Source organism: Indolivaga alginatilytica (assembly GCF_003201355.1).
GTDB lineage: Bacteria > Bacteroidota > Bacteroidia > Bacteroidales > Dysgonomonadaceae > Dysgonomonas_A > Dysgonomonas_A alginatilytica.
Window position 1 is genome coordinate 252,736 of the sequence record NZ_QICL01000002.1, and the last position, 22,024, is coordinate 274,759.

The window sequence follows — 22,024 nt, forward strand, 5'->3', positions numbered from 1 at the left end:
AAACTTTATTTTCAAAATCTAAAAGCTTTACTTAAATTTGTGACTCAAAATCTCATTCTGAAATAATGAAAATAAGAATTCTCTTAGTATTTGTACTTACTCTGTTGGTGGCTACTTCGTGTGGCGAATACAACAAAATACTTAAAAGCACCGATTATGAATTGAAGTACACTTATGCAAAGAAGTATTTTGATGAGAAGAAGTATGGTAGAGCATCCACATTATTGGAAGAGTTGGTTCCTATATTTAAGGGGACATCTCATGCCGAAGAGTCATTATTTCTGTTAGCTCAGAGTTTTTTCTACGATAAAGATTATACAACAGCAACACAGTATTTCAAGGCTTATTATACAACTTATCCTAAAGGAGAGTTTACCGAATTGGCTAGGTTTAATGCCGCTTATGGTTTGTACTTAGATATTCCAGATGTTAGATTGGATCAGACTAATACATATAAATCGATGCAGGAATTCCAGACTTTCTTAGAAATATATCCGCAAAGTGATAAAGTACAGTTAGTACAGGATTATTTATTCGAAATGCAGGAAAAATTAGCTCTTAAAGAACTTATGGCATGCCGTTTGTATTTCAATTTAGGTAATTACATGGGTAATAATTACGAGTCATGTGTAATTACTGCACGGGAAGCTCTAAAAACTTATCCATACTCACAATATAGAGAAGAATTTCAGATTCTGATTTTAAGGTCTCGTCATGAAGTAGCATCGCAGAGTATTGTAGAGCGTACAGCCGAACGTTATAGGGATGTTATTGACGAACATTATAATTATTTGAATATGTTTCCTGAAGGGAAATATAAAAGAGAGGCAGACAGATATTATCGTCGGGCTGTCAGAGCGCTTGATCTAAAGATCGAAGGTATGACAGATGAAGAAATAGAAAACGAAAAGAAATTAGAAAGTAAATAAACATCACATTCATTATAGCGAATTAAAGTTATGGATTACAAGAAGACAAATGCACCAAGCAATACAATCACCAGAGATATGATGACCTTGTCTGCAGATACAGGAAACGTTTACGAAACAGTACGTATTATCGGTAAGAGAGCAAATCAGATAGCTGTAGAAATGAAACAGGATCTGGATAGAAAACTTCAGGAGTTTGCTTCTTATAGTGATAATTTGGAAGAGGTTTTCGAAAACCGTGAGCAAATCGAAATTTCCAGATATTACGAAAAATTACCTAAAGCTGCTTTAATTGCTGCTCAGGAATATACTGAAGGTAAAGTATATTATAGAAATCCAAATAAGGACAAAGATAATTTTTAAATGATACAACGTATACAATCCGTATATTTACTAATTGCAGCCATTCTTATGGCTGTAACTGTATGTAGTCCTCTGGCTGTATTACTAGGTACGCCCGATAGTTTCTATCTTTTTAAGAGTATAGGGATTTTCGAAGATGCAATAACTCTTTCTTATCCGACATGGGTTGTAGCTGCTCTTTCGGTTGTGAGTGCTTTGTTGAGCTTCGTGGTTATATTCTTGTTTAAGAAACGGAAAGTACAAATAAAGATGTGTTATACATCGATAGTATGTATCATTCTTTTTTATGCAGCGTTTGTGTTTTACTTGTATGCTGGGCAAACAGCATTGAGTGCCGAATTCTCGAAAGTAGAGTATGGGCTGGCATTTCCTGCAATATCATTGATATTGACAGTGCTGGCATTATCGAAGATCAAGGCTGATGAAAAATTGATTCAGTCATTGAATAGAATCAGATAAGTACTATATCTAGCCTCATTAAGAGGTTATACATAATAAAGAAAGAGATTACCTAAGGTAATCTCTTTCTTTATTATAGTTATACTTGTATGTATATCGTTTCTTTAATAGAGTCGGAATTATCTGCCTCCAAAAAACGGATTGCTTCTCATTTCCTGAGCAATAGTTGTTTTAGGTCCATGACCGGGATAAACAACTGTTTCGGCAGGTAGGGTGAATAGCTTTTGACGTATTGCCTGCAGAAGTTGGTCTTGATTTCCTTGAGCTAAGTCGGTACGACCGATACTGCCTCTAAATAAGGCATCTCCTACAATTGCACAATTACCTTCGGCGCTGTAAAACGCAACACTACCGGGTGAATGCCCCGGAACTTCCAAAACCAATAGCTTTTGATTGCCGAATTCAATTGTGTCATTTTCCTTTATATACGTACCTATTTCCGGAGCGTCTTCACCATCTTTAAATCCGAACATCCTCATCTGTGCAGGCATGCCTTCAAGTAAAAACTGATCAGCCTGATGGGCTTTTGTTTTTAGATGAAATTGATCCAGAATAAATTTATTGCCGAATACATGATCAAAATGTAAATGTGTATTTAATAGGTGTTTTACAACCAGATTATTGTCCAGAATAAAATCGAGAAGCTCCTGTTTCTCATCAGGATAAAAACAGCCGGCGTCAATAATAACACACTCGTTTGTTTCATCATACAATACGTATGTATTTTCTGCTATAGGGTTAAATTCGAAAATTTTGATATTCATCATAAATGCAATTAGGTTGTAATACCTATTTAGTGTTGTATCTATACTTTTAACGGGCTCCGGGTATTCTTTTTACCAAAGTAAAAGAAAGGTCGGCGAACTTATATGGGAACGTATACAGCTTTTTTTGTGTCGAAAAATTCTTCATCAAAAAAATTCTTAAGTTCGTCCACTTCTGCATATTTTCGGAATGGAGATATCTCTCCCTCCAGCTCACCTCCCTTTAAGCAGATAAGACCATTGGGAAGAGGGTTTTTTTGTTCCTGTGATACATTCTTACGGATAATCTTAATTAAATCTCCTAAAGGCATTACAGCTCGGCTCACCACAAAATCGAATTTTCCTTTTTCTTCTTCGGCTCTGCAATGTCTGAAACTGATATTGGTTAAGCCAATCGCGTTTGAGACTTCTGTAGCTACCTTTATTTTCTTTCCGATACTGTCAACCAATAAGAATGTTGATTCGGGGAAAAGTATAGCTAATGGCACTCCCGGAAAGCCCCCACCTGTTCCTACGTCTAGAATTTTACTCCCTTCTTTAAATTTGATTACTTTGGCAATAGCCAAAGAATGAAGAACGTGATGTATATACAGATTCTCGATATCCTTTCTTGAGATAACATTTATCTTAGAGTTCCAATCGAGATATAAATCGTATAATGCTGCAAATTGACTTTTCTGCTTATCTGTGAGATTTGGGAAATATTTTAATAGTATATCCATTGATATTTTATTTTGAAAAAAAATGAGAGATTGGAGAATCGTCTTTTAAGACCAGCTCTATCTCGTTATAGGGAATAAATATTTTAATTGCATCAAGTTTATAAGCAGAATATTCACCTTTGTTGAAAATATATGTTATTCCTTTGTCATCCAATAGGAAATTATCGTTAGGAACCATTTCTTCAATACCAAAATACCCCAAGTCTTCAAGTTCATTAAGTGACTGTACTTTGTTTGATTTTATCAAATAATCTCTAAAGATAGTAGTTAAGAGCTTCTCATATCCGGGTTTGAAGATATCATCTTCGGTTATAAGTTTTCCCGTTTTCAAATTAATTGCATGGTTCTTAAGAAATTCATAAGAACTTGTTCCTCCTTTATAATTAGACTGAGTAATTTGAAACACAAGAATATCCCCTTTGTTGAAGGTTATTTGATTTGAAGTTGTCTCATAATATGAGAAATACTCTTCACTATCATCATGAGCATCGTTATTTTCTGCGAATATCTTTATATCTTCTTTGTAGTTTTCTATATAGGCTTTGGCGTAATTGTCTACTGCTTCCTGAGGAGTAAAAAGGGCATAGGTTTCATCAAAGAAAGAAGAGATGAAAATGCGTTGAAGAGAATCTAATATTGCCTTATCATCAAAAGATACTGGGTAGATAAAAGTCAACTTTAAATTGCATGATGGCTGTGTAGAATCGTTATCCCAATGATAGTTTTGTACGGAATGGATTGTATCAAGCTCCATACTGTTATCATGCGTTGGGGTTTTCTTTGTGTTACAAGAAAACAAAGACATTGCAATAATGCACAATGTCCCTAAGTATATACTGAAATGTTTCATAAGACTTTCATAAATCGAGTTACAAATGTACCAATAATATTAGAGTAATTTAGTTAAAAAGAAGGATTTTAGAGATCATAATTAAAGATGTTTCTCTATCAATAAGGAAGCTTATTGTATTTAATTGGTTTCTGAATTTCGAATGTTTATACACGAATCCTTGGGCATCTGATCGTAGTCTTATATAGTGTTAACGCTATTGGGCTTTAAATGATTAATGTCTATCTTGGGAAGGTAATTGAAGTTGTCCGACTTATATAATAACGAATCTGATGCCACAAAATACCTGCTCCACTAAGTTTTTTTTATCATTGGGAATATTATTCTCTCTGGTTTTATGTGCAAGAAGTCAGAATCTGGAGACCTCGAAAATCGGGTTAAAGCAGGAGCGAAAAGACCAGTTAAAATCATCGATACTGTCGGCTTCCGAAAATAAAACGATAATATCGAGAGAAGATATCTTCTCTACTTATAAACTCGTTGATAATGAGAAAAAAGAAAAATACACGGTTGATTATTTAAATAATTCGATAAAAATAGGATTGGAAAATATGGTGATTAATCCTCCCGGACTTTCAGATAATGGATTTGGGGTAATAATTGGAGGTTTAAACTTAAGTAATCCTAAAGCGTGGTTTACTGCTGCTAAATTAAAGAAGCGAAAACGAAAAATGGAACAGATAACAACTTATGTTTATTCAATAGATTGAGGCTTATTTGTTTTCGTCTTTCTCCTTTTTGTATTCCTTCGAAAGCATAAGTGTGGTATAGAGAAGTAAGAAAGCTGCTACAAGCATCGAAATTACCCATTCATTTTTTTGTACGAACATTAAGTATGTACTGATTGCCATAAAAGCAATTCCGAATATCTGAATACTGAATAAACGTTTTCCTCTTAAGCTTTTCCCCGGATATGGAGTCGTAAAAGTTACACCTGCGAAACCGAGTACACCTATAGCCATAATATATGCTGCTACGGCAGGGTTGAAGATGTAAGATATTGCAGCTGCTAATATAAGTAGAGCCGAAAGCTTAAATATAAAATCTTTGGGTTTGGTCATAAGTTGTAGGTCTGTAGTTTATTCGATGATAAATACTTCTTCGTCTTCTCTTTTCATCAAATAATTTTCGCGTGCAAATTTCTCAATATTGTCTTTATCAGAGCGAAGTTCGTTTAATTTTCGCTTATCAGTTTCTGTTTTCTCCTGATAATATTCGATTTGAGTTTTCAAATTATGAATCTCCAGATCATAGCCGAAACGAGAGAAGATGTTACTATCTCCAATAACAAAACAACAAATAATAAGGACAACTATAATTGCCAGCTGTATTTTGCTGAATTTTTGGAGGATGTATCTTCCTATTCTCTTTAACTGTTCCATATTGAATCTGAAAAATTAATATGATACAAATATAAAGATATTTAATCAGATGATATCTAAATAGAAATATTTTTGTGTAACCGTGATAGAAAAGTATACATTTGCATTGGATGTAATGTGACAAATAAGCTGGTTATAATGAATAATATGTATGGCATCTATAGAAGAAGTAAATAAGTCTGCGGGTTTAATCTCAAAATATAAGTCCTATTTATTGTTAGAGAAGGCTTTATCGCCAAATTCAATCGAAGCATATCTGGATGATTTATCCAAACTGTTGCAGTATTTTGAAGCAGAAAATCTTAAAATACAAGATATAAGTTTAGAGAATCTGCAACAGTTTGTAACACAATTGTATGATCTGGGAATTAATGCCCGTTCCGTGGCTCGCGTTTTATCAGGAGTGAGGTCTTTTTTTAACTTTTTAATCTTAGATGGTTATATTCAGAATGATCCGACTGAATTATTGGAGACTCCTAAAATAGGACTTAAACTTCCTGTTGTGTTGAGCCTTCAAGAAATAGAAAATATAATATCCGTAATAGACTTGTCAACAAAAGAAGGACAACGTAATCGGGCAATTATTGAGGTACTATATAGCTGTGGGTTGCGTATTTCGGAACTGACTAATCTCAAATTCTCAGACCTATTCTTGGATGATGGATTTGTTCGGGTTGAAGGTAAAGGCAGCAAGCAGCGCTTAGTACCTATATCACCTATAGCGATTAAAGAGATCGGAAATTATTTGCTCGATCGTAAACATTTGGATGTGAAGAAAGGATCAGAGGATATGGTCTTTCTCAGTAAGAGAGGTACGCCTATATCCCGTATAATGGTATTTCACTTTATAAAACAGTATGCCGAACTGGCAGGAATAAAAAAGAATATCAGTCCGCATACATTCAGGCATTCATTTGCAACTCATTTATTAGAGGGAGGGGCAAACATTAGAGCAATACAACAAATGCTGGGGCACGAAAAAATAACCACTACGGAAATCTATACACATATGGATAGGGAGTATCTTCGTCAAGAAATAATTGAACATCATCCTCGAAATATAGATAAAAGGTAGTCTTTTTTTGTTTTGTGAAACAAAAAACGTAGCAATATAATAAAAAGAAGAAAATTTAGTTTCTATATTTGAGATATGTTTGTATATTTTTCACATTTGAATACAAAACGCCTAAGAAGAACCCTGTAAACTCATATAAAAGATGATAAGAAAATATAAGTCGCATCCTTGGCATGGTATTTCTTTAGGAAACCGTGCTCCTGAAGTGGTAAAAACATTTATTGAGATTGTGTCTACCGATACTGTCAAGTATGAGGTCGATAAGGAGACCGGATATTTATGTATAGACCGTCCTCAGAAATATTCGAATGTCATACCGGCTTTGTATGGATTTCTACCACAGACTATAAGTGGATCCAGAGTGGCAGAATTGAGTAATCAGGGGCTCAACAGGACGGATATAGTGGGGGATAACGACCCTGTAGATATTTGTGTGTTGACGGAGAAAGATATTACACATGGTGATATTATTGTAAATGCACGTCCGATAGGTGGTTTCCGTTTAATAGATCATGGGCAGGCCGACGATAAACTGATTGCCGTTCTTGATAATGACGCTATCTATAGCTCTTACAGGGATATTACAGACATACCTTTTGCAGTACTGGATCGTTTGAAACACTACTTTACAACTTATAAGGATATTCCGGGTGATAGCGAACGAAAATGTATTCTTACTCACGTATATGGCGTTGAAGTAGCCTACGAAGTTATCAGGCGTTCGATAGATGATTATAACGATTACTTTAGTGTGTGTGGAATCTGACTTCAAGTAAAAAGAGACTATAGCTAATGTTAATCTTTTATTAACAAAGAAGCCGGTATTAAAAATTAATACCGGCTTCTTTGTTAAATAGTAGTTTCCTTATTTTAGCCTCTCATATGGCTTGTACCTATTATTATTGCATTTAATTATTTTTTTTTCAAAAAAAACGATTACATTTGTTGTGATATATTATAAGATAAAAACGACACTATTTTCACATATATTAATTTACGAGGTGTCTGATGAATTAACAATCATCGATGGGATTACTGCGTGGTAATTCAATAAAGAAAGCTGTTGTCTATATATATTGTTATAAATAATATGATAATATTTAGAACTGGAATAACTGTTCTTTCTTATTGGTGTATTATTTCTTATTAATATATTCCTTAATATTATTTCACTTGATTATTAAACTATGAATTAACATATTATTCTGCTATTTATCAAAAGGACTCCACTAATATACTATCATATACATATAAAAACGACAATGAAAAAGAATTTTTTACTAATTCTCGGGATATTACTATCTCTAGGAATTAACGCTCAGATAGGGGTAAATACGACTACTCCACACTCGAGCGCAGCTTTGGATGTAGAAAGTACTAATCAAGGGGTATTGCTTCCCCGTATGGCTACCAGTCAGAAAAGAGCAATTGTAAGTCCTGCTTCGGGACTATTGGTTTATGATACAACCCTCAAATGTATTTCTCAAAATGTGGGTACTGCCACTGTACCTCAATGGGTCTGTTTATCTCAAAAAGATAATCAGTCAGGCTTTTTTTATATGCCTTCTATAGTCGTAGATGCTTCGACATTGCTGCAAAACAAAACTCTTGATTTATATGCCGAATATAAAAAGCAATTTGCAACACCTACTGTAAGGAGCGAAAATGCTCCTGTCTCCATACCTTATTTTCCTATTGCTAACGAATTATATTACTATATAACGTATTATGATAGCGCTGTCTTAAAAATAAATAGCTTGAATGCAAGTGGGGTTATGAATTACGATATTATAAAGGAAGCCGATTACGCTTCGTTTATGAATGTAGTATTTGTGATTAAATAAAAGATTAAAAACGATGAGACAAATACTGATACTACTTCTAATAGTAGTGATGTACTTATCAGGTCATGCCCAGAAGCAGACCTACAACTGGGCTTTTGGACTTAGGTGTGGTTTAACATGGAATACGACACGGGATGTTGCCGTAACAGGGTTGGCAGGTACTCCGGATGCAACCTTAACCGGTTTGCCTAACAGCTTTTCTTCCTCTATAAGTACAATGGAAGGTTGTTTCAGTTTATCCGATGCTAATGGAAACTTACTTTTCTACTCAGACGGAATGACAATCTGGAATAAGAATAATCAGGCAATGGTTAACGGAAGTGGAATGACCGGAAACAACTCTTCTGCACAATCAGGTATAATAGTTCCGTATCCGGGCGATCCTGATAAATATATGGCCGTGACATTGGGGATGAATGATGCGAATAATGTGTCGTATTCGATAGTTAATATGACTCTGGGCGGAGGATTAGGCGATGTTGTGGCAAGCCAAAAAAACATCCGGTTTCAAGGTGCAATGGGTAATACCGGAGAGAGCGTAACGTCTGTACGGCATGCCAATGGAACCGATTATTGGATACTCGCTTCGGGAAGAGGCAACCCTACTTATTTTAATGCATGGTTATTGACCAGTAGCGGAGTTTCAACGTCGCCTGTAGTAACAACATCACCGGTGTCTGTTGCGGGTGGTATAGCATGCGGCTATCTAAAAATCACAGCGGACGGAAAACACTTCGTGTGGTCCACTTTCAACAGTGCGAATCGCCCCTTCGTCTGGGGAGATTTTGACAATTCCACAGGAAAATTCAGCAATATCAAGCTACAGATCGGTTTCAATAGCCCATATGGAGTTGAATTTTCTCCGAACCAAAAGTTGGTTTATTTAGCTACTGGATCCGGATTTTATGTATATAAAGCCGACGAGCTTTTTGCAACATCCGATATATCTAAGGTAACTCAGAAGTATTATGCGATTACAACTCCCTATACCAGTGCTTTACAGCTGGGTCCGGATAAACGTATATATTGGCCTCATCATAATACGACAAACATGCGTATAATAGATAATCCGGATGATTTCGACAACCTGAGAATATACCAAACTCCAAATGGTTTTGTCTCAGGAACTGTGCAGATAGGTCTTCCTTCTTTTGCTGCATCGTGGTTTGCTGCGGACATTAAGGAAAAATCATTCCTGTGTACAGGCAACGATTTTAAATTCACGGTTGAGATAAGTATGTCAGGTCCTTTAAGCGACCAGCCTTCCCGGCTCGTATGGGACTTCGGGGATAACTCAGGTACGGTTTCACAAAATATAGTAACCGGTACTACCACATACAGGCAAACGCATAATTATGCCTCAACAGGTAAATATATTATTACTATTGCGCCTTATAAGGCTGATGGAACAGCTCTTTCCAAGACGACTTTGCCTGCCAATGTGGTAGATTGTGTATTTCAGACTAATCCAATGATACGGGTAGATTTACTTAATACTGCTCAACAACTAAAATAACTGATAATGGATCGTATAACGTATAAAAAAATAGTATTTCTAAGTTTGCTTATTTTCTTTGTGTATCCGGCTTACAGCCAGGTCGGGATTTATTCAGATACACCCGATATAAGTACCGCATTGGATATAAACAGTCCTTCTTCAAGTAATAATAAGGGATTACTGATTCCTCAGATGAATACTGTGCAGAAGACATCTATCATTAATCCTGCACATAGTCTTTTGGTATACGATACTGATAAAAACTGTATATCTCAGAATTTAGGAAGTGAGTTGGCCCCCCAATGGACTTGTCTGACTTTGTTTAATCGGGGCTTTCTTTATATGCCATCAATAAATATTCCTACAGTAACGCTGGGTTCTTCAACTATCGACTTGTTCGCTGTTTATAAAAGTCAGTTTGCTACGCCTGAGTTTGCGAGTGAGGGGGCACCGACTTCGGTACCTCAGTTTGCCAATGCTACCGATCTGTATTATTATGTAACCTATCATAATCCCTCACGAATCACGATCAGTGGAATCACGGCTAATGGAGTAATGAGTTACACCACTATTAAAAAAGCTAATTACGATGATTATATCAATATTGTATTCGTAGTAAAATAATCAAATTAAATTTAGACAAAACGGTTTACAAAAAAATCCCCTCTTAGAATTTTCTAAGAGGGGATTTTTATATTAATAAATTAAGAATTACTTCTTATTTTTTGCGTTGTACACGTTTGTAACCATATACAGCTTTGTCACCCAATTCTTCTTCGATACGAAGTAGTTGGTTGTATTTAGCCATACGGTCAGAACGGCTCAATGAACCAGTTTTGATTTGTCCTGAGTTAGTTGCAACTGCGATGTCAGCGATAGTAGCATCTTCAGTTTCACCCGAACGGTGAGAAGTTACTGAAGTGTAACCTGCACGGTGAGCCATTTCAATAGCATCTAAAGTTTCAGTAAGAGAACCGATTTGGTTAACTTTGATAAGGATTGAGTTAGCACAACCTAGTTCGATACCTTTTCTTAAGAAATCAACGTTAGTTACAAATAAATCGTCTCCAACAAGTTGTACTTTGTCGCCGATTGCATCTGTAAGGTTTTTCCATCCGTCCCAATCGTTTTCGTCCATACCATCTTCGATAGAATCGATAGGGTATTTCTCAGAAAGTTCTTTCAAGAAAGCAGCTTGTTCAGCAGAAGTACGTTTTGCTGCGTTAGGACCTTCAAATTTAGTATAATCGTAAACTTTAGCAGTTTTGTCGAAGAACTCAGAAGCAGCACAGTCAAGAGCGATAGTTACGTCTTTAGCTGGCTCATATCCTGCAGCTTTGATAGCTTTAAGGATAGATTCAAGAGCATCTTCAGTACCGTTTAATTTAGGAGCGAAACCACCTTCATCACCAACAGCAGTACTAAGACCTCTGCTTTTGAATTCTTTTGCAAGAGCGTGGAAAATTTCAGCACCCATTCTCAAACCTTCTTTGAATGAAGCAGCACCAACCGGACGAATCATAAACTCTTGGAATGCGATAGGAGCATCAGAGTGAGATCCACCATTGATGATGTTCATCATAGGTACAGGAAGAGTATAAGTATTAGTACCACCAATATAACGGTACAATGGAATATCTAGAGCATTGGCAGCAGCTTTAGCAACAGCTAAGGAAACACCAAGAATAGCGTTAGCACCCAATTTCGATTTAGTAGGAGTTCCGTCAAGAGCGATCATTTTAAGGTCAACACCTCTTTGATCCAAAGCACAGTCTCCGATAAGTGCAGGAGCGATAACATTGTTTACGTTCTCTACAGCTTTTTGTACACCTTTACCTAAGTATCTTTTTTTGTCTCCGTCACGAAGTTCAAGAGCTTCATGCTCTCCTGTAGATGCTCCTGAAGGAACAGCAGCACGTCCAAATGCACCACACTCTAGTGTTACGTCAACTTCGATTGTTGGATTTCCTCTTGAGTCCAAGATTTCACGTCCGAAAATACGTTCGATTCTCATGTTTGTTTATTTTAGTTTGAATAAATAATATGTCCTAAATTTTAATTCTCACGTTTGCGTAACAAAAATACTTCTTTTTTTCGTTTATTGAAATACTTTTGTAGTCTAAAATGCTTTTTAAGGTTTTAGACCTTTTGTTATACTCTGGTAAGCATAAGTGCAACTAAGTGTTATACTTAAATAAGGTTGTATTATATATTTACTATTAATGCCAATCAGCAACTGAAAAGTGCTATAAAAAAGTGTCATTAGCAACAAAAAGTAAACAATTAAGGTGACAAAGGTGACTACTGAGTGTTACTTTTTGAAATTTGTTAATGTGTTGTTTACTAGTGATTAATAATTGAAAAGGTTACAAAAGTACGACATAAAAGCAGATTATTAAAATTTAACTACAACCAGTTGTACATCAGCCAATACTGCATTTGTTTGCATTACATTACAAAAGGGAAAAGAGGTATAAAAAGCGGTTTAACGCAGTCTTTGCGTTACCAATTCGTTACCCTTTTTTTGTGATGAAATACAACGCCAAAGATAGTAAAACAACTCGTCTAAGCAGCCAAAAGAGCAAAACAAAAGCTTGATGAGCAATCAAATTTTCGCTGGGAGTTTTATACGCTGATCGTCTCTTTTTCTCATAGATTCATATAGCTCATTTGAATGTAATTTTAATACACAAAAAATGAGCATGATGAAATCCGAATTAAAGGTGTTGTTTTACCTGAAAAAAAATGAAACAAAAAAGAGCGGCTTATCCGCTGTAATGGGACGTATCGGGGTTGACAGAACGATGGCACAATTCAGTCTGAAAATAGATGCCGATGCTAAACTCTGGGATACCAAAGCAGGCAGAATGACGGGTAAGAGTAAGCAGGCATTAGCCATCAACCGGGAAATTAACAGAGTAAATCTAATCATTCATACCCGCTATAAAGAGCTGAAAGAAATTCATCTGACAGTTGAAGCAAAAGACCTGAAAAATGCAAGCCAGGGTATTGCTTGCTCACAAGCCACCGTCCTGGATCATTTCAGAACAATGAATGAAACGATTTGCCAACGGGTCGGCATTGATTACAGCCGGGCAGCATCAGAGCAATACATCCATGCCTATAATGCGTTGGAAAGTTTTATACATAAAAAACTCAAACTGAGCGATATTCCATTCAGGGCATTGACCTGCTCACATATAGAAGACTATTATCAATACCTACGGGTAGACAAAAAGTTTTCGATCGGCACAAGTGGTATATACCTGATTTACTTCCGCAAAGTTGTACGAAATGCAGTTAACCAGGGGATCATCTATCGGGAGCCATTCAGCGGATTTGAGCCTGAAACAATGGAAATAGTTCATAAATCACTAACGAGGGAGGAACTGGATAAGTTTATATCGTCAGAACCAAGAGTTACGCAGCAAAAACTATCGAAAGACCTTTTCATTTTTGCAGTATTCACCGGTCTTTCATACATTGATATGAAGAATCTGACATACGATCAAATCAAAACAGCGGAAGACGGCAGTCAGTGGATCATTTCCAAACGACAAAAAACAGGAGTTGACTATCGGGTTCGTTTATTGGATATTCCTCTGGCAATCATAGAAAAATACAGGGGCGAATCGATAGATGGAAAAGTGCTTATAATCCCCAATAAGATGACAGTACATTCGGGGCTGAATGCTATTGCCAAAAGATGCGGCATTACAAAAAAAATAAGCGTCCATATCGCCCGGCACACGTTCGCCAGTCTGATTACGCTCTCGGAGGGAGTGCCTATCGAAACTGTGAGCCGTATGCTCGGGCATAAATTCATAAAAACGACTCAACGCTATGCCGAACTTTCCCTTGATAAGATAGCAGAGGATATGATAATATTGTCCGGTCGCATAGCAGGTAAATTCACATTAACGGAACTTTAAGGTTGCAGACCTATTTATTCAATAGCATTAGTCGATTATCACGATTCGGCAGAGTTCAAATAAACTTTCGCTCTGCTCTCACTGCTTTAAACGTTGCTTTGGTATCCATGACAGCAATATTTAGTTATGGTTATGCTGATTTGTAGATATAAGTGAAGCTCTATACCCAATAAGGAAGGCTATTTAATAAACTAGATCTAGATGTTTGAAAACAGTAGATGGTAGGAACTCGTTTCTACAAAATATGCTCCAGCTCAAACCATAGAGATCAATGTTAGCATTAGCTTTTTGATTTATAATGCTTTGCAATATTATTAGCCATCCCTCTGAAAATAAATACGTGGAAAGGAAACGATAAATACCAATACAATCTGCCCATAAGACCTACTGGTCTAAAAGTGGCAGTTTGTATCATTTCGTTGTTATGGTTTATTTTAAATTCTAACCAAGCCTCGCCTGGTAACTTCATTTCTGCATACAACATCAAGTGCTTCTTATCTCTATCAGCAACCAATACCCGCCAGAAATCAAGACTTTCACCAGCCGAAATATCCGTATCATTTTTACGGCCACGTCTCAGTCCGATTCCTCCAAACAACTTATCGGTTGCACCACGTATTTTCCATAGCCAATCAGCATAATACCAGCCTTGGTTACCTCCAATTGAGAATATATTATTCAGTGCAGTTTCAGGATCAATCAATTTTGCCTTTTTCACGTCTTTGAAGCACCCCATCGTTGGCACTGATATATGTTTGGCAATACCTTCATACAAGGTTTGACTTGATAAAGCATCTGTCCAGCTCGATAGAACCAGGTTTTGCTCAATTTTATCAAATGCCAGTTTTACGGCTTCCTTATAGGGTATTAGCTCTAGATCTATCAATTCGTTGAGATTGTTTGGCTCACATACCACTTCAACCGACATGCTTTTTACTAAGTTTTGAGCTAAATTGAAATTTGTGGAAGTGACAAAATAGAGCCAATAGGATGATAGTTTAGGTGTCATTAAAGGTACTACCAAAATAACCCGCTTTAACTTGCGTACTTCGGCAAATTGGAGCAACATTTGTTTGAATGTGAGTACATCAGTACCTCCTATATCAAAACTCTTGTTATAAGTTCTTTCGTTGGACAAAACACCTGACAAATATTGAATCACATTTCTGATCGCAATGGGTTGACATTTTGTTTTAAGCCAACGTGGTGCAATCATAAAAGGTAATTTTTCGACCAAATCTCGGATAATCTCAAACGAAGCCCCTCCCGAACCTATAATTATACCGGCTTTGAGTGCAGTTAGGGGTGTATTACCAGAGGCTAATATGGACTCTACATTTTTGCGGGATTGCAGGTGTTTAGATAGGTGGCTGTCATTCACAATACCGCTGAGATAGATGATTTGCTTGACATTGGTTTGTTCGATCCTTCCTATAAAATTACGAGCCGATTGCTGTTCCATATCTGTGAAGTTACCCGAAGAAGTTGACATCGAATGTATCAAGTAATAGGCTGCATCAATATCTTCAGGTATGTTTGACAAGGACTGCGGATTGAGAAAATCAACTTCAATTACCAATATTTGTTTTTCCCACTCAGAAGCGTAATGGAATCTGTTCCTATCTCTAACACAGCATGCAATTGTGTGCCCAGCATCTACTAAAACAGGTAGAAGCCTTTGCGCTATATATCCGGTTGCTCCGGTCAAAAGTATCTTCATCGTTCCACAGTTAAAGCGTTTTTATATATTTCGATAGCTCTTTTTCGCGCATAATCGTGATCGACTAATGGTTTAGGATATAAATTTGTGCCTAATTCCGGCACCCATCTTTTTACGTATTCCATATTTCTATCGAACTTCTTTGTCTGCAATTCGGGGTTAAACACTCTGAAATAAGGTGAGGCGTCGCACCCCGATCCCGCACACCATTGCCATCCGCCATTGTTGGAGGCAAAATCGAAATCGAGCAATTTGTTTGCAAAATATGCTTCGCCCCAACGCCAATCAATCAGTAAATGTTTTACCAAAAACGATGCTGTTATCATTCTTGTCCTGTTGTGCATAAAACCTGTGGCATTGAGCTGTCTCATTCCGGCATCGACGATGGGATAACCTGTTTTGCCCGCACACCAGGCAGCAAACTCGTCTTCGTTATCGCGCCATATTATGTTATCGTATTTTTTATTAAATGATAAACCTTTAGCTATATGTGGGAAGTGATAGGTTATGCTTTGATAAAATTCTCTCCAAATCAATTCATTTAAGAACACCTCACCCAAGGATTTGGCTCTTTCTACTAATTTTCTTATACTGCAAGTTCCAAACCTCAAATGAACACCCAAATGTGATGTCGCTTCTAAAGCCGGGAAATCTCTGTATTTGCCATAATCTCGAATCAGATCATCGCTTATATCGATTTGCGGATACTCCAATTTGGTGCACGAAAAACCTAAGTCATCCAAAGTAGGCATTTCATTGCTTTCAAATCTATATAAATTGTTATATAGAACTTTACAATCATACATTTTAGAATCTTCACTCTTAAATGTCTCTTTCCATTTTCGGCTGTATGGAGTAAAGATGGTGTAAGGCCTACCATCGCTTTTTAGAATATCATCTTTACTAAATATGACTTGATTTTTAAAGGAATAAAACAAAATGGATTTAGTTTTGAGGTATTCTTCTACTTCTTGGTCTCGCTTTATCGCTGCTAGTTCGTAATCTTCATTTGTATAAACTGCTTTGATACGATATCTAGATGCCAGGTTTTGAAAGAAGTTTAAAGGTTGGTCGTAGGATACTAAAATAGAGCTTTTATGACATTGAAGCTCATCATTAAGCCTGAGTATATTATCATAAATAAATTGCACCTGCCTATTCAAAGGCTTTTCAAACATATTAAGGATGTTTGGGTCGAAAATAAATATTGGCATAACATTCTGGGTTTGCTTAAGGGCATGAAATAATCCGGCATTGTCATCAATGCTAAAATCTCTACGAAACCAGAATATTGAAATCTCTTTCATGATTTGTATTTAAACATATTATAACATAACAAGTTATAGCCAAAATAGTTTGTGCTGCTCAATTAGCTTGCTATTTTGGAGTCCTTTTCAAAGGAAGGAAGCTGAACAGATATCGTTTCATAATTTTGGTCTCATGTAATATGTTAGATATATACTCTGCGTAGAATATTTGTCATAATTAGATGTTAAAATTAAGCTAGTTAAATAAACAAAGATGATAAAAAACTATATTGTAAGATGTAGGGTCTTTGAAAAATGCCAATAAGATCTTAAGATTCTGAATATTAGACAAATAAAGTTTAAATTTTAATTTCATCCTTACTTTGGCATAAACCCTATATAGGTGATTGCATTTTTTTACACTGTATATTCTTTGTTAAAATTGCTCATAGTTTGGTTCTTCTGCTTTCGTGATATCGGGCCATGTGGATATAAATCTACTTACAATTACGCATACTTTGATGTTAAGTAAATACAAAACTATCTAGGACGTCTATTATTCCTTAACGCTGGTTTTGTCTTATACTAAGGGTGTTTAGAATAATTGAAAAGGAGTCTACCGGATTATTTAAAAAAAGAGTAAAATGAGTGAAAATAATTATAGTAGAATAAGAATAGATTTATTCTCAGTATTTTGAAAACTTGATTTTCCCAAATTTGCAATAACAACTTTGATATCTGTAGCCTTTATATTAAATATCAAAGTTAAATATATGAGGTTTGTTTACATGTTTATAGTTCTCATCTAGCATAAGATTCAAAACAAAAACGAACTCTAATTGTTATATTTATGTTTTATAAACGATCTGTAGATATTGTTTATATACTTTCAATTACAACATTATTTTAAAGATAGGTAACCTTATCAACATCCGGAGTAAATCATAAGTATGAAAAAAATTATAATCATTGGCTCTGGATTTTCAAGCCTTTCTGCCGCTTGTTATTTAGGCAAAGAAGGCTATCAGGTAACAGTTTTAGAAAAAAATGAAATGATTGGGGGTAGAGCCAGACAATTGAAAACACAGGGCTTTACTTTCGATATGGGTCCTACATTCTATTGGATGCCCGATATATTCGATTCGTTCTTCGCTGACTTTAATAAAAAAACATCCGATTATTATAAGCTGATTCGGCTAGATCCCGGCTATGAAGTTTACTTTGGCAAAAATGATTCTTTATCAATTTCGGCAGATTTGAATAAAATATACCAACTATTTGAAAAGGTGGAAGCCGGAAGCAGTAAATTTTTACAAAAGTATTTGAAAGAAGCTCACTTCAATTACGATGTAGCTATCAATAAAGTTGTTTATAAGCCTGGAAAGAGCATATTTGAGTTGATTATGCCTGCTACAGCTATGCGTATGTTTCAATTCCTACAGAGCATCAGTCATAAAATTAGAAAAGGAGTAAAAAGTCCCAAGCTCAGACAAATTTTAGAATTTCCGGTACTTTTTCTGGGAGCAAAACCAAGTAAAACACCTGCATTCTATTGTTTTATGAACCATGCTGATATGGTATTGGGTACGTGGCATATACAGGGAGGAATGTTCGAACTAGTAAAAGCGATGAAGCAATTGGCAGAAAGCTATGGCGTAACCATAAAAACGAATAGTGCAGTCGAAAAAATCAATGTAGAGAATGATTTAACGACAGGAGTTACAGTAGATGGCGTATTTTATCCAGCAGACTTAGTTATATCGGGAGCCGACTACCAGCATACTGAAAAACTTCTCGAAAACAAATATCGTAATTATAGCCAAGAATATTGGAAGCAGCGTGTTTTTGCACCCTCTGCCCTTATGTATTATGTGGCATTCGATAATAAACTGGAAAATGTATCTCATCACACATTATTCTTCGACTCAAATTTCGAGATACACGCTTCGCAAATATATGACAAAGCTGTATGGCCTGACAATCCCTTATTCTATGCCAGTTTCCCCAGTATTACAGATACCTCCTTTGCCCCAGAAGGCAAAGAGGCTGCCATCTTTTTAATACCTATCGCTCCCGGTTTGAAGGATTCGGAAGAGATCAGGCAGCAGTATTTTGATAAAATAATAGAACGTCTTGAAAGGCTGACTAACCAATCAGTAAAAGAATCAATTCTATTCTATGAGAGCTTTACAACAAGCGACTTCGTTCGGGATTATAATGCCTATAAAGGCAATGCTTATGGCTTATCAAATATATTATTACAAACAGCCTTCTTAAAACCCAAGATGCAAAACAGAAAAGTGAGAAACTTATTTTATACAGGACAGTTGACTGTTCCCGGCCCGGGAGTACCTCCGGCAATTATTTCCGGTAAGATTGTTTCAGAATTAGCAAATTCTTATTTAAAGGAAACAGGTTATGGAAAAACTATTTAATCAGATCTCATTCGAGACCAGTAAGATGGTAACCAAGCAGTATAGTACATCTTTTGCCATAGGAGTCCGTTGTTTGGATGAGTCTATAAGAGATGCTATATATAGCATATATGGATTTGTAAGATTTGCCGACGAAATAGTAGATACCTTTCATGAGCATGATAAGGAGTTTTTACTCGATAATTACGAAAAGTGTTACTACGAAGCGTTAAGGCATGGAATTAGTTTAAACCCGATACTTAATTCGTTTCAGCAAACAGTAAAGGCTTATTCGATAGAAGATGACCTGATACAATCTTTTCTGAAAAGTATGCGGAGTGATTTGAAAAAGAAGAAATTTGACGAGCAGGAAATTAACGAATACATCTACGGTTCGGCAGAAGTTGTCGGATTGATGTGCCTTAAAGTTTTTGTAAAAGGCAATAAAGAATATTACGATGAACTGAAACCTTATGCCATGCGATTGGGGGCAGCTTTTCAGAAAGTCAATTTTCTAAGGGATTTACAACATGATACAGAAGAATTGTGTAGAACATATTTTCCGATACTGAAAAATCAACCCTTGAATAAAAAGACAAAAGATATAATATTACAAGATATATACAAAGATTACGAACAAGCGATGATCGGTATAAAAAGATTGCCAAATGAATCGAAACTAGGAGTGTATACAGCTTATCTGTATTACCTCAAATTAACAGAGATGATTGAAAAAACAAACCCTGACGAATTAATGAAAAAACGAATCAGTGTACCTAATCATCAAAAACTATTTCTGCTTTGCAGAGCATATATAACGACGAAATTAAACTAACAATATGGTAATTCTTGTTAATGAAAACGACGAAACAATTGGATATATGTCGAAACTTGAAGCACACCAAAAAGGGGTGTTGCATCGTGCATTTTCGGTACTAATATTTAATTCGCAAAGACAATTGTTACTGCAACAACGTGCAATCGGGAAATACCATACGCCGGGCAAGTGGACGAATACCTGTTGCAGCCATCCTTATCAGGATGAGACACCCGAAGAGGCGGCTCACAGGAGACTCAAAGAGGAGATGGGAATAGATGCAGAACTGAAGTTCTTATTTAAATTTCAATATAAAGCTCCTTTTGACAATGAGTTGACTGAACATGAAATAGATCATGTTTTTATCGGGTTTACGGATGATTTACCCTCTATAAATAAGGATGAAGTAAATGATTTTAAGTATATGTATCTGAATGACATCAGAGAAGATATAGTAAGAAATCCCGATGGATACACTGCTTGGTTTAAAATTATCATAGAGGGGTACCATGAATATATAGAAAGGCAATTGGTATGAATATAGCAATTATAGGATCGGGTATTGGAGGGCTGGCTTCGGCTATCCGTTTGTCAAATAAAGGGCATCAGGTAGTCGTTTACGAAAAAAACTCGACTGCCGGAGGTAAAATAGCAGAAATAAAAGAGCATAGCTATCGTTTCGACACAGGTCCCTCTTTGTTTACCTTACCCCACCTGCTGGAAGATCTTTTTGCTGAAAACGGCGAAAATCTGAAAGATTATTTGCCCTATGAATTACTTGATAATAATTGTAAGTATTTCTTTCCTGATGGTATGGAATTCAACTTTTACCACGATAAAGAAAAGCTAAAGGTAGAAATTGAATCGAAAACAATTGAAAAATACGAACATATACAAAAGCGTTTATTAGAGTCGGAGGAATTATATACAATAAGTGCCCCCGTTTTTCTATTTAACGATTTTCATAAATTATCGAATTTCAATACGCCACCTTTCAGGAATATAGTATTTAAATTGCATAAGCTGAATTTTACCAAAACAATGCACGAGGCAAATCAAAAATCATTTAATGACAAAAGGCTGGTGCAACTCTTCGACCGATATGCAACCTATAATGGTTCTGACCCATATAAAGCTCCTGCCACGCTGAATATGATTGCCCATCTGGAAAACAATATCGGTGCTTTTTTTCCAAAAAATGGAATGTATGCCATTGTGCAAAGCCTCTACGAACTGGCACTAAAAAAGCGTGTAGAATTCAGATTCAATAGTTTAGTTACCGAGATTGTGGTTGAGAATAAGAAAGCAACAGGCATTCGGGTAAACGACAAAATTCATTTATACGATACAATCGTATCGGACGTTGACGCTAAATATCTGGCAAATAATATGCTGAATCATCCGTTAAAAAAACGGTTGAACAATGCCGTACCCTCTTCATCAGCTATGATATTTTATTGGGGTATAAAAAAAGAATTTCACAATCTCGATGTGCATAATATTCTCTTTAGTAATCGGTATAGAGATGAGTTTACCCATATCTTTAAGAGTAAAACTATTATTGACGACCCTACAGTATATATATTTATCAGTTCGAAGGTCGTACCATCCGATGCTCCGCAAGGATCCGAAAATTGGTTTGTGATGATTAATGTGCCTGCTGATTGCGGTCAGAATTGGGACAAACTGATAAGTGATGCACGGAAAAACATCATAACAAAAATAAATAAGGCTTTAAATACCGATATTGAGCAGTATATAGACTTCGAACGTATCGGGTCGCCGCTGACAATAGAGAAAAACACCCTCAGTTATGGCGGTGCTTTATACGGAACGGCATCCAATTCGATGTTCTCCGCTTTTTTACGACATCCCAATTTGCTTAGCAGCATAAAAAATCTATACTTTGTAGGAGGAAGCGTACATCCGGGCGGCGGTATTCCGCTTTGTGTTGCCAGCTCCGAAATAGTATGTAAAGAAATATCTTCAGTAGTTATTGAAAATTAGA

Annotated in this window: 22 protein-coding genes; 14 read left to right on the forward strand and 8 right to left on the reverse strand. The window is 36.1% G+C overall.

Translation table 11 applies throughout. The features are described 5' to 3' along the window. The first annotated feature begins 65 nt into the window (after window positions 1-65). From CLV62_RS03785 to CLV62_RS03795, 3 genes are read left to right on the forward strand one after another with little or no spacing between them, the layout of a single operon-like run. Entirely contained in the window at window positions 66-929 is an 864-nt protein-coding gene (locus CLV62_RS03785; RefSeq protein ID WP_110309461.1) for an outer membrane protein assembly factor BamD, read from the forward strand. Between the two features lie 30 nt (window positions 930-959). Beyond that, window positions 960-1,292, forward strand: a complete 333-nt coding sequence (locus CLV62_RS03790) for a DNA-directed RNA polymerase subunit omega (RefSeq protein ID WP_050711371.1) — start codon at window positions 960-962, stop codon at window positions 1,290-1,292. Beyond that, window positions 1,293-1,751 carry a DUF4293 domain-containing protein gene (locus CLV62_RS03795; protein WP_110309462.1) on the forward strand — a complete coding sequence of 153 codons (459 nt, stop codon included), beginning with the start codon at window positions 1,293-1,295 and terminating at the stop codon, window positions 1,749-1,751. It abuts the gene before it with no gap. A 119-nt stretch (window positions 1,752-1,870) separates the two neighbouring features. On the opposite strand, the gene CLV62_RS03800 is transcribed toward CLV62_RS03795, so the two are convergent. The 3 genes from CLV62_RS03800 to CLV62_RS03810 all read right to left on the reverse strand — a co-directional run bounded on the left by CLV62_RS03800 (window position 1,871) and on the right by CLV62_RS03810 (window position 4,087). Continuing rightward, complete coding sequence (locus tag CLV62_RS03800) at window positions 1,871-2,515, reverse strand: MBL fold metallo-hydrolase (protein WP_110309498.1); 645 nt, start codon at window positions 2,513-2,515, stop codon at window positions 1,871-1,873. A gap of 101 nt (window positions 2,516-2,616) precedes the next feature. After that, window positions 2,617-3,237 (reverse strand): 16S rRNA (guanine(527)-N(7))-methyltransferase RsmG, encoded by a 621-nt coding sequence (gene rsmG / locus CLV62_RS03805; RefSeq protein WP_110309463.1) that lies wholly within the window; start codon window positions 3,235-3,237, stop codon window positions 2,617-2,619. 7 nt (window positions 3,238-3,244) lie between these two features. Beyond that, entirely contained in the window at window positions 3,245-4,087 is an 843-nt protein-coding gene (locus CLV62_RS03810) for an RsiV family protein (protein ID WP_110309464.1), read from the reverse strand. 272 nt (window positions 4,088-4,359) lie between these two features. On the opposite strand from CLV62_RS03810, the gene CLV62_RS03815 reads away from it, so the two are divergent. After that, the gene (locus CLV62_RS03815; protein ID WP_110309465.1) at window positions 4,360-4,797 is read left to right on the forward strand and encodes a hypothetical protein; all 438 of its coding nucleotides are present in this window, start codon (window positions 4,360-4,362) and stop codon (window positions 4,795-4,797) included. A gap of 3 nt (window positions 4,798-4,800) precedes the next feature. Here the strand turns inward: CLV62_RS03815 and CLV62_RS03820 are convergent, their stop codons facing one another. Both CLV62_RS03820 and CLV62_RS03825 read right to left on the reverse strand, forming a co-directional pair. Further along, entirely contained in the window at window positions 4,801-5,148 is a 348-nt protein-coding gene (locus CLV62_RS03820; RefSeq protein WP_110309466.1) for a hypothetical protein, read from the reverse strand. 18 nt (window positions 5,149-5,166) lie between these two features. Next, on the reverse strand, window positions 5,167-5,469 hold the full coding sequence (locus CLV62_RS03825; RefSeq protein WP_110309467.1) for an FtsB family cell division protein: 303 nt from the start codon (window positions 5,467-5,469) through the stop codon (window positions 5,167-5,169). A gap of 151 nt (window positions 5,470-5,620) precedes the next feature. Between CLV62_RS03825 and xerD the strand changes: the two genes are divergently transcribed. The 5 genes from xerD to CLV62_RS03850 all read left to right on the forward strand — a co-directional run bounded on the left by xerD (window position 5,621) and on the right by CLV62_RS03850 (window position 10,510). Then, entirely contained in the window at window positions 5,621-6,544 is a 924-nt protein-coding gene (xerD, locus tag CLV62_RS03830) for a site-specific tyrosine recombinase XerD (RefSeq protein ID WP_110309468.1), read from the forward strand. Window positions 6,545-6,686: 142 nt separating this feature from the next. After that, the gene (locus CLV62_RS03835) at window positions 6,687-7,310 is read left to right on the forward strand and encodes an inorganic pyrophosphatase (RefSeq protein ID WP_110309469.1); all 624 of its coding nucleotides are present in this window, start codon (window positions 6,687-6,689) and stop codon (window positions 7,308-7,310) included. Window positions 7,311-7,806: 496 nt separating this feature from the next. Beyond that, window positions 7,807-8,388 carry a hypothetical protein gene (locus CLV62_RS03840; protein ID WP_110309470.1) on the forward strand — a complete coding sequence of 194 codons (582 nt, stop codon included), beginning with the start codon at window positions 7,807-7,809 and terminating at the stop codon, window positions 8,386-8,388. A 13-nt stretch (window positions 8,389-8,401) separates the two neighbouring features. Then, on the forward strand, window positions 8,402-9,904 hold the full coding sequence (locus CLV62_RS03845) for a hypothetical protein (RefSeq protein WP_146212694.1): 1,503 nt from the start codon (window positions 8,402-8,404) through the stop codon (window positions 9,902-9,904). 6 nt (window positions 9,905-9,910) lie between these two features. Then, window positions 9,911-10,510: a hypothetical protein gene (locus CLV62_RS03850; protein WP_110309472.1), complete on the forward strand. Its 600-nt coding sequence runs from the start codon at window positions 9,911-9,913 to the stop codon at window positions 10,508-10,510. 94 nt (window positions 10,511-10,604) lie between these two features. Here the strand turns inward: CLV62_RS03850 and eno are convergent, their stop codons facing one another. After that, the gene (gene eno / locus CLV62_RS03855) at window positions 10,605-11,900 is read right to left on the reverse strand and encodes a phosphopyruvate hydratase (RefSeq protein ID WP_050710335.1); all 1,296 of its coding nucleotides are present in this window, start codon (window positions 11,898-11,900) and stop codon (window positions 10,605-10,607) included. Window positions 11,901-12,588: 688 nt separating this feature from the next. On the opposite strand from eno, the gene CLV62_RS03860 reads away from it, so the two are divergent. Then, window positions 12,589-13,818 carry a site-specific integrase gene (locus CLV62_RS03860; protein WP_221409211.1) on the forward strand — a complete coding sequence of 410 codons (1,230 nt, stop codon included), beginning with the start codon at window positions 12,589-12,591 and terminating at the stop codon, window positions 13,816-13,818. Between the two features lie 280 nt (window positions 13,819-14,098). Here the strand turns inward: CLV62_RS03860 and CLV62_RS03865 are convergent, their stop codons facing one another. Together CLV62_RS03865 and CLV62_RS03870 are read right to left on the reverse strand one after the other, a co-directional pair. Beyond that, a complete protein-coding gene (locus tag CLV62_RS03865) occupies window positions 14,099-15,538 on the reverse strand; it encodes an SDR family oxidoreductase (protein ID WP_110309474.1) in 1,440 nt (479 codons plus the stop codon). Then, window positions 15,535-16,845 (reverse strand): cryptochrome/photolyase family protein, encoded by a 1,311-nt coding sequence (locus CLV62_RS03870; protein WP_110309475.1) that lies wholly within the window; start codon window positions 16,843-16,845, stop codon window positions 15,535-15,537. The genes CLV62_RS03865 and CLV62_RS03870 overlap by 4 nt, the downstream gene beginning before the upstream one ends. 890 nt (window positions 16,846-17,735) lie before the next feature. Between CLV62_RS03870 and CLV62_RS03875 the strand changes: the two genes are divergently transcribed. The 4 genes from CLV62_RS03875 to crtD are packed head-to-tail and all read left to right on the forward strand — an operon-like array spanning window position 17,736 to window position 22,023. Further along, a complete protein-coding gene (locus CLV62_RS03875; protein ID WP_110309476.1) occupies window positions 17,736-19,220 on the forward strand; it encodes a phytoene desaturase family protein in 1,485 nt (494 codons plus the stop codon). Next, window positions 19,204-20,034 carry a phytoene/squalene synthase family protein gene (locus CLV62_RS03880; RefSeq protein ID WP_110309477.1) on the forward strand — a complete coding sequence of 277 codons (831 nt, stop codon included), beginning with the start codon at window positions 19,204-19,206 and terminating at the stop codon, window positions 20,032-20,034. Before CLV62_RS03875 ends, CLV62_RS03880 begins: the two co-directional genes overlap by 17 nt. Window positions 20,035-20,038: 4 nt before the next feature. Next, window positions 20,039-20,554, forward strand: a complete 516-nt coding sequence (idi, locus tag CLV62_RS03885) for an isopentenyl-diphosphate Delta-isomerase (protein WP_110309478.1) — start codon at window positions 20,039-20,041, stop codon at window positions 20,552-20,554. After that, on the forward strand, window positions 20,551-22,023 hold the full coding sequence (gene crtD / locus CLV62_RS03890) for a 1-hydroxycarotenoid 3,4-desaturase CrtD (RefSeq protein ID WP_110309479.1): 1,473 nt from the start codon (window positions 20,551-20,553) through the stop codon (window positions 22,021-22,023). The genes idi and crtD overlap by 4 nt, the downstream gene beginning before the upstream one ends. The last annotated feature ends 1 nt before the right edge of the window (window position 22,024 follow it).

What these genes read in the sequence shown, in the direction of transcription:
- crtD (WP_110309479.1), top strand. Translation starts at nt 20,551, where the DNA reads ATGAATATAGCAATTATAGGATCGGGTATTGGAGGGCTGGCTTCGGCT.
- CLV62_RS03795 (WP_110309462.1), top strand. Translation starts at nt 1,293, where the DNA reads ATGATACAACGTATACAATCCGTATATTTACTAATTGCAGCCATTCTT.
- CLV62_RS03850 (WP_110309472.1), top strand. Translation starts at nt 9,911, where the DNA reads ATGGATCGTATAACGTATAAAAAAATAGTATTTCTAAGTTTGCTTATT.
- rsmG (WP_110309463.1), bottom strand. Translation starts at nt 3,237, where the DNA reads ATGGATATACTATTAAAATATTTCCCAAATCTCACAGATAAGCAGAAA.
- CLV62_RS03840 (WP_110309470.1), top strand. Translation starts at nt 7,807, where the DNA reads ATGAAAAAGAATTTTTTACTAATTCTCGGGATATTACTATCTCTAGGA.
- CLV62_RS03800 (WP_110309498.1), bottom strand. Translation starts at nt 2,515, where the DNA reads ATGAATATCAAAATTTTCGAATTTAACCCTATAGCAGAAAATACATAC.
- CLV62_RS03845 (WP_146212694.1), top strand. Translation starts at nt 8,402, where the DNA reads ATGAGACAAATACTGATACTACTTCTAATAGTAGTGATGTACTTATCA.
- eno (WP_050710335.1), bottom strand. Translation starts at nt 11,900, where the DNA reads ATGAGAATCGAACGTATTTTCGGACGTGAAATCTTGGACTCAAGAGGA.
- CLV62_RS03825 (WP_110309467.1), bottom strand. Translation starts at nt 5,469, where the DNA reads ATGGAACAGTTAAAGAGAATAGGAAGATACATCCTCCAAAAATTCAGC.
- CLV62_RS03790 (WP_050711371.1), top strand. Translation starts at nt 960, where the DNA reads ATGGATTACAAGAAGACAAATGCACCAAGCAATACAATCACCAGAGAT.
- CLV62_RS03865 (WP_110309474.1), bottom strand. Translation starts at nt 15,538, where the DNA reads ATGAAGATACTTTTGACCGGAGCAACCGGATATATAGCGCAAAGGCTT.
- CLV62_RS03820 (WP_110309466.1), bottom strand. Translation starts at nt 5,148, where the DNA reads ATGACCAAACCCAAAGATTTTATATTTAAGCTTTCGGCTCTACTTATA.
- CLV62_RS03835 (WP_110309469.1), top strand. Translation starts at nt 6,687, where the DNA reads ATGATAAGAAAATATAAGTCGCATCCTTGGCATGGTATTTCTTTAGGA.
- CLV62_RS03810 (WP_110309464.1), bottom strand. Translation starts at nt 4,087, where the DNA reads ATGAAACATTTCAGTATATACTTAGGGACATTGTGCATTATTGCAATG.
- idi (WP_110309478.1), top strand. Translation starts at nt 20,039, where the DNA reads ATGGTAATTCTTGTTAATGAAAACGACGAAACAATTGGATATATGTCG.
- CLV62_RS03880 (WP_110309477.1), top strand. Translation starts at nt 19,204, where the DNA reads ATGGAAAAACTATTTAATCAGATCTCATTCGAGACCAGTAAGATGGTA.
- xerD (WP_110309468.1), top strand. Translation starts at nt 5,621, where the DNA reads ATGGCATCTATAGAAGAAGTAAATAAGTCTGCGGGTTTAATCTCAAAA.
- CLV62_RS03875 (WP_110309476.1), top strand. Translation starts at nt 17,736, where the DNA reads ATGAAAAAAATTATAATCATTGGCTCTGGATTTTCAAGCCTTTCTGCC.
- CLV62_RS03815 (WP_110309465.1), top strand. Translation starts at nt 4,360, where the DNA reads ATGCCACAAAATACCTGCTCCACTAAGTTTTTTTTATCATTGGGAATA.
- CLV62_RS03860 (WP_221409211.1), top strand. Translation starts at nt 12,589, where the DNA reads ATGATGAAATCCGAATTAAAGGTGTTGTTTTACCTGAAAAAAAATGAA.
- CLV62_RS03785 (WP_110309461.1), top strand. Translation starts at nt 66, where the DNA reads ATGAAAATAAGAATTCTCTTAGTATTTGTACTTACTCTGTTGGTGGCT.
- CLV62_RS03870 (WP_110309475.1), bottom strand. Translation starts at nt 16,845, where the DNA reads ATGAAAGAGATTTCAATATTCTGGTTTCGTAGAGATTTTAGCATTGAT.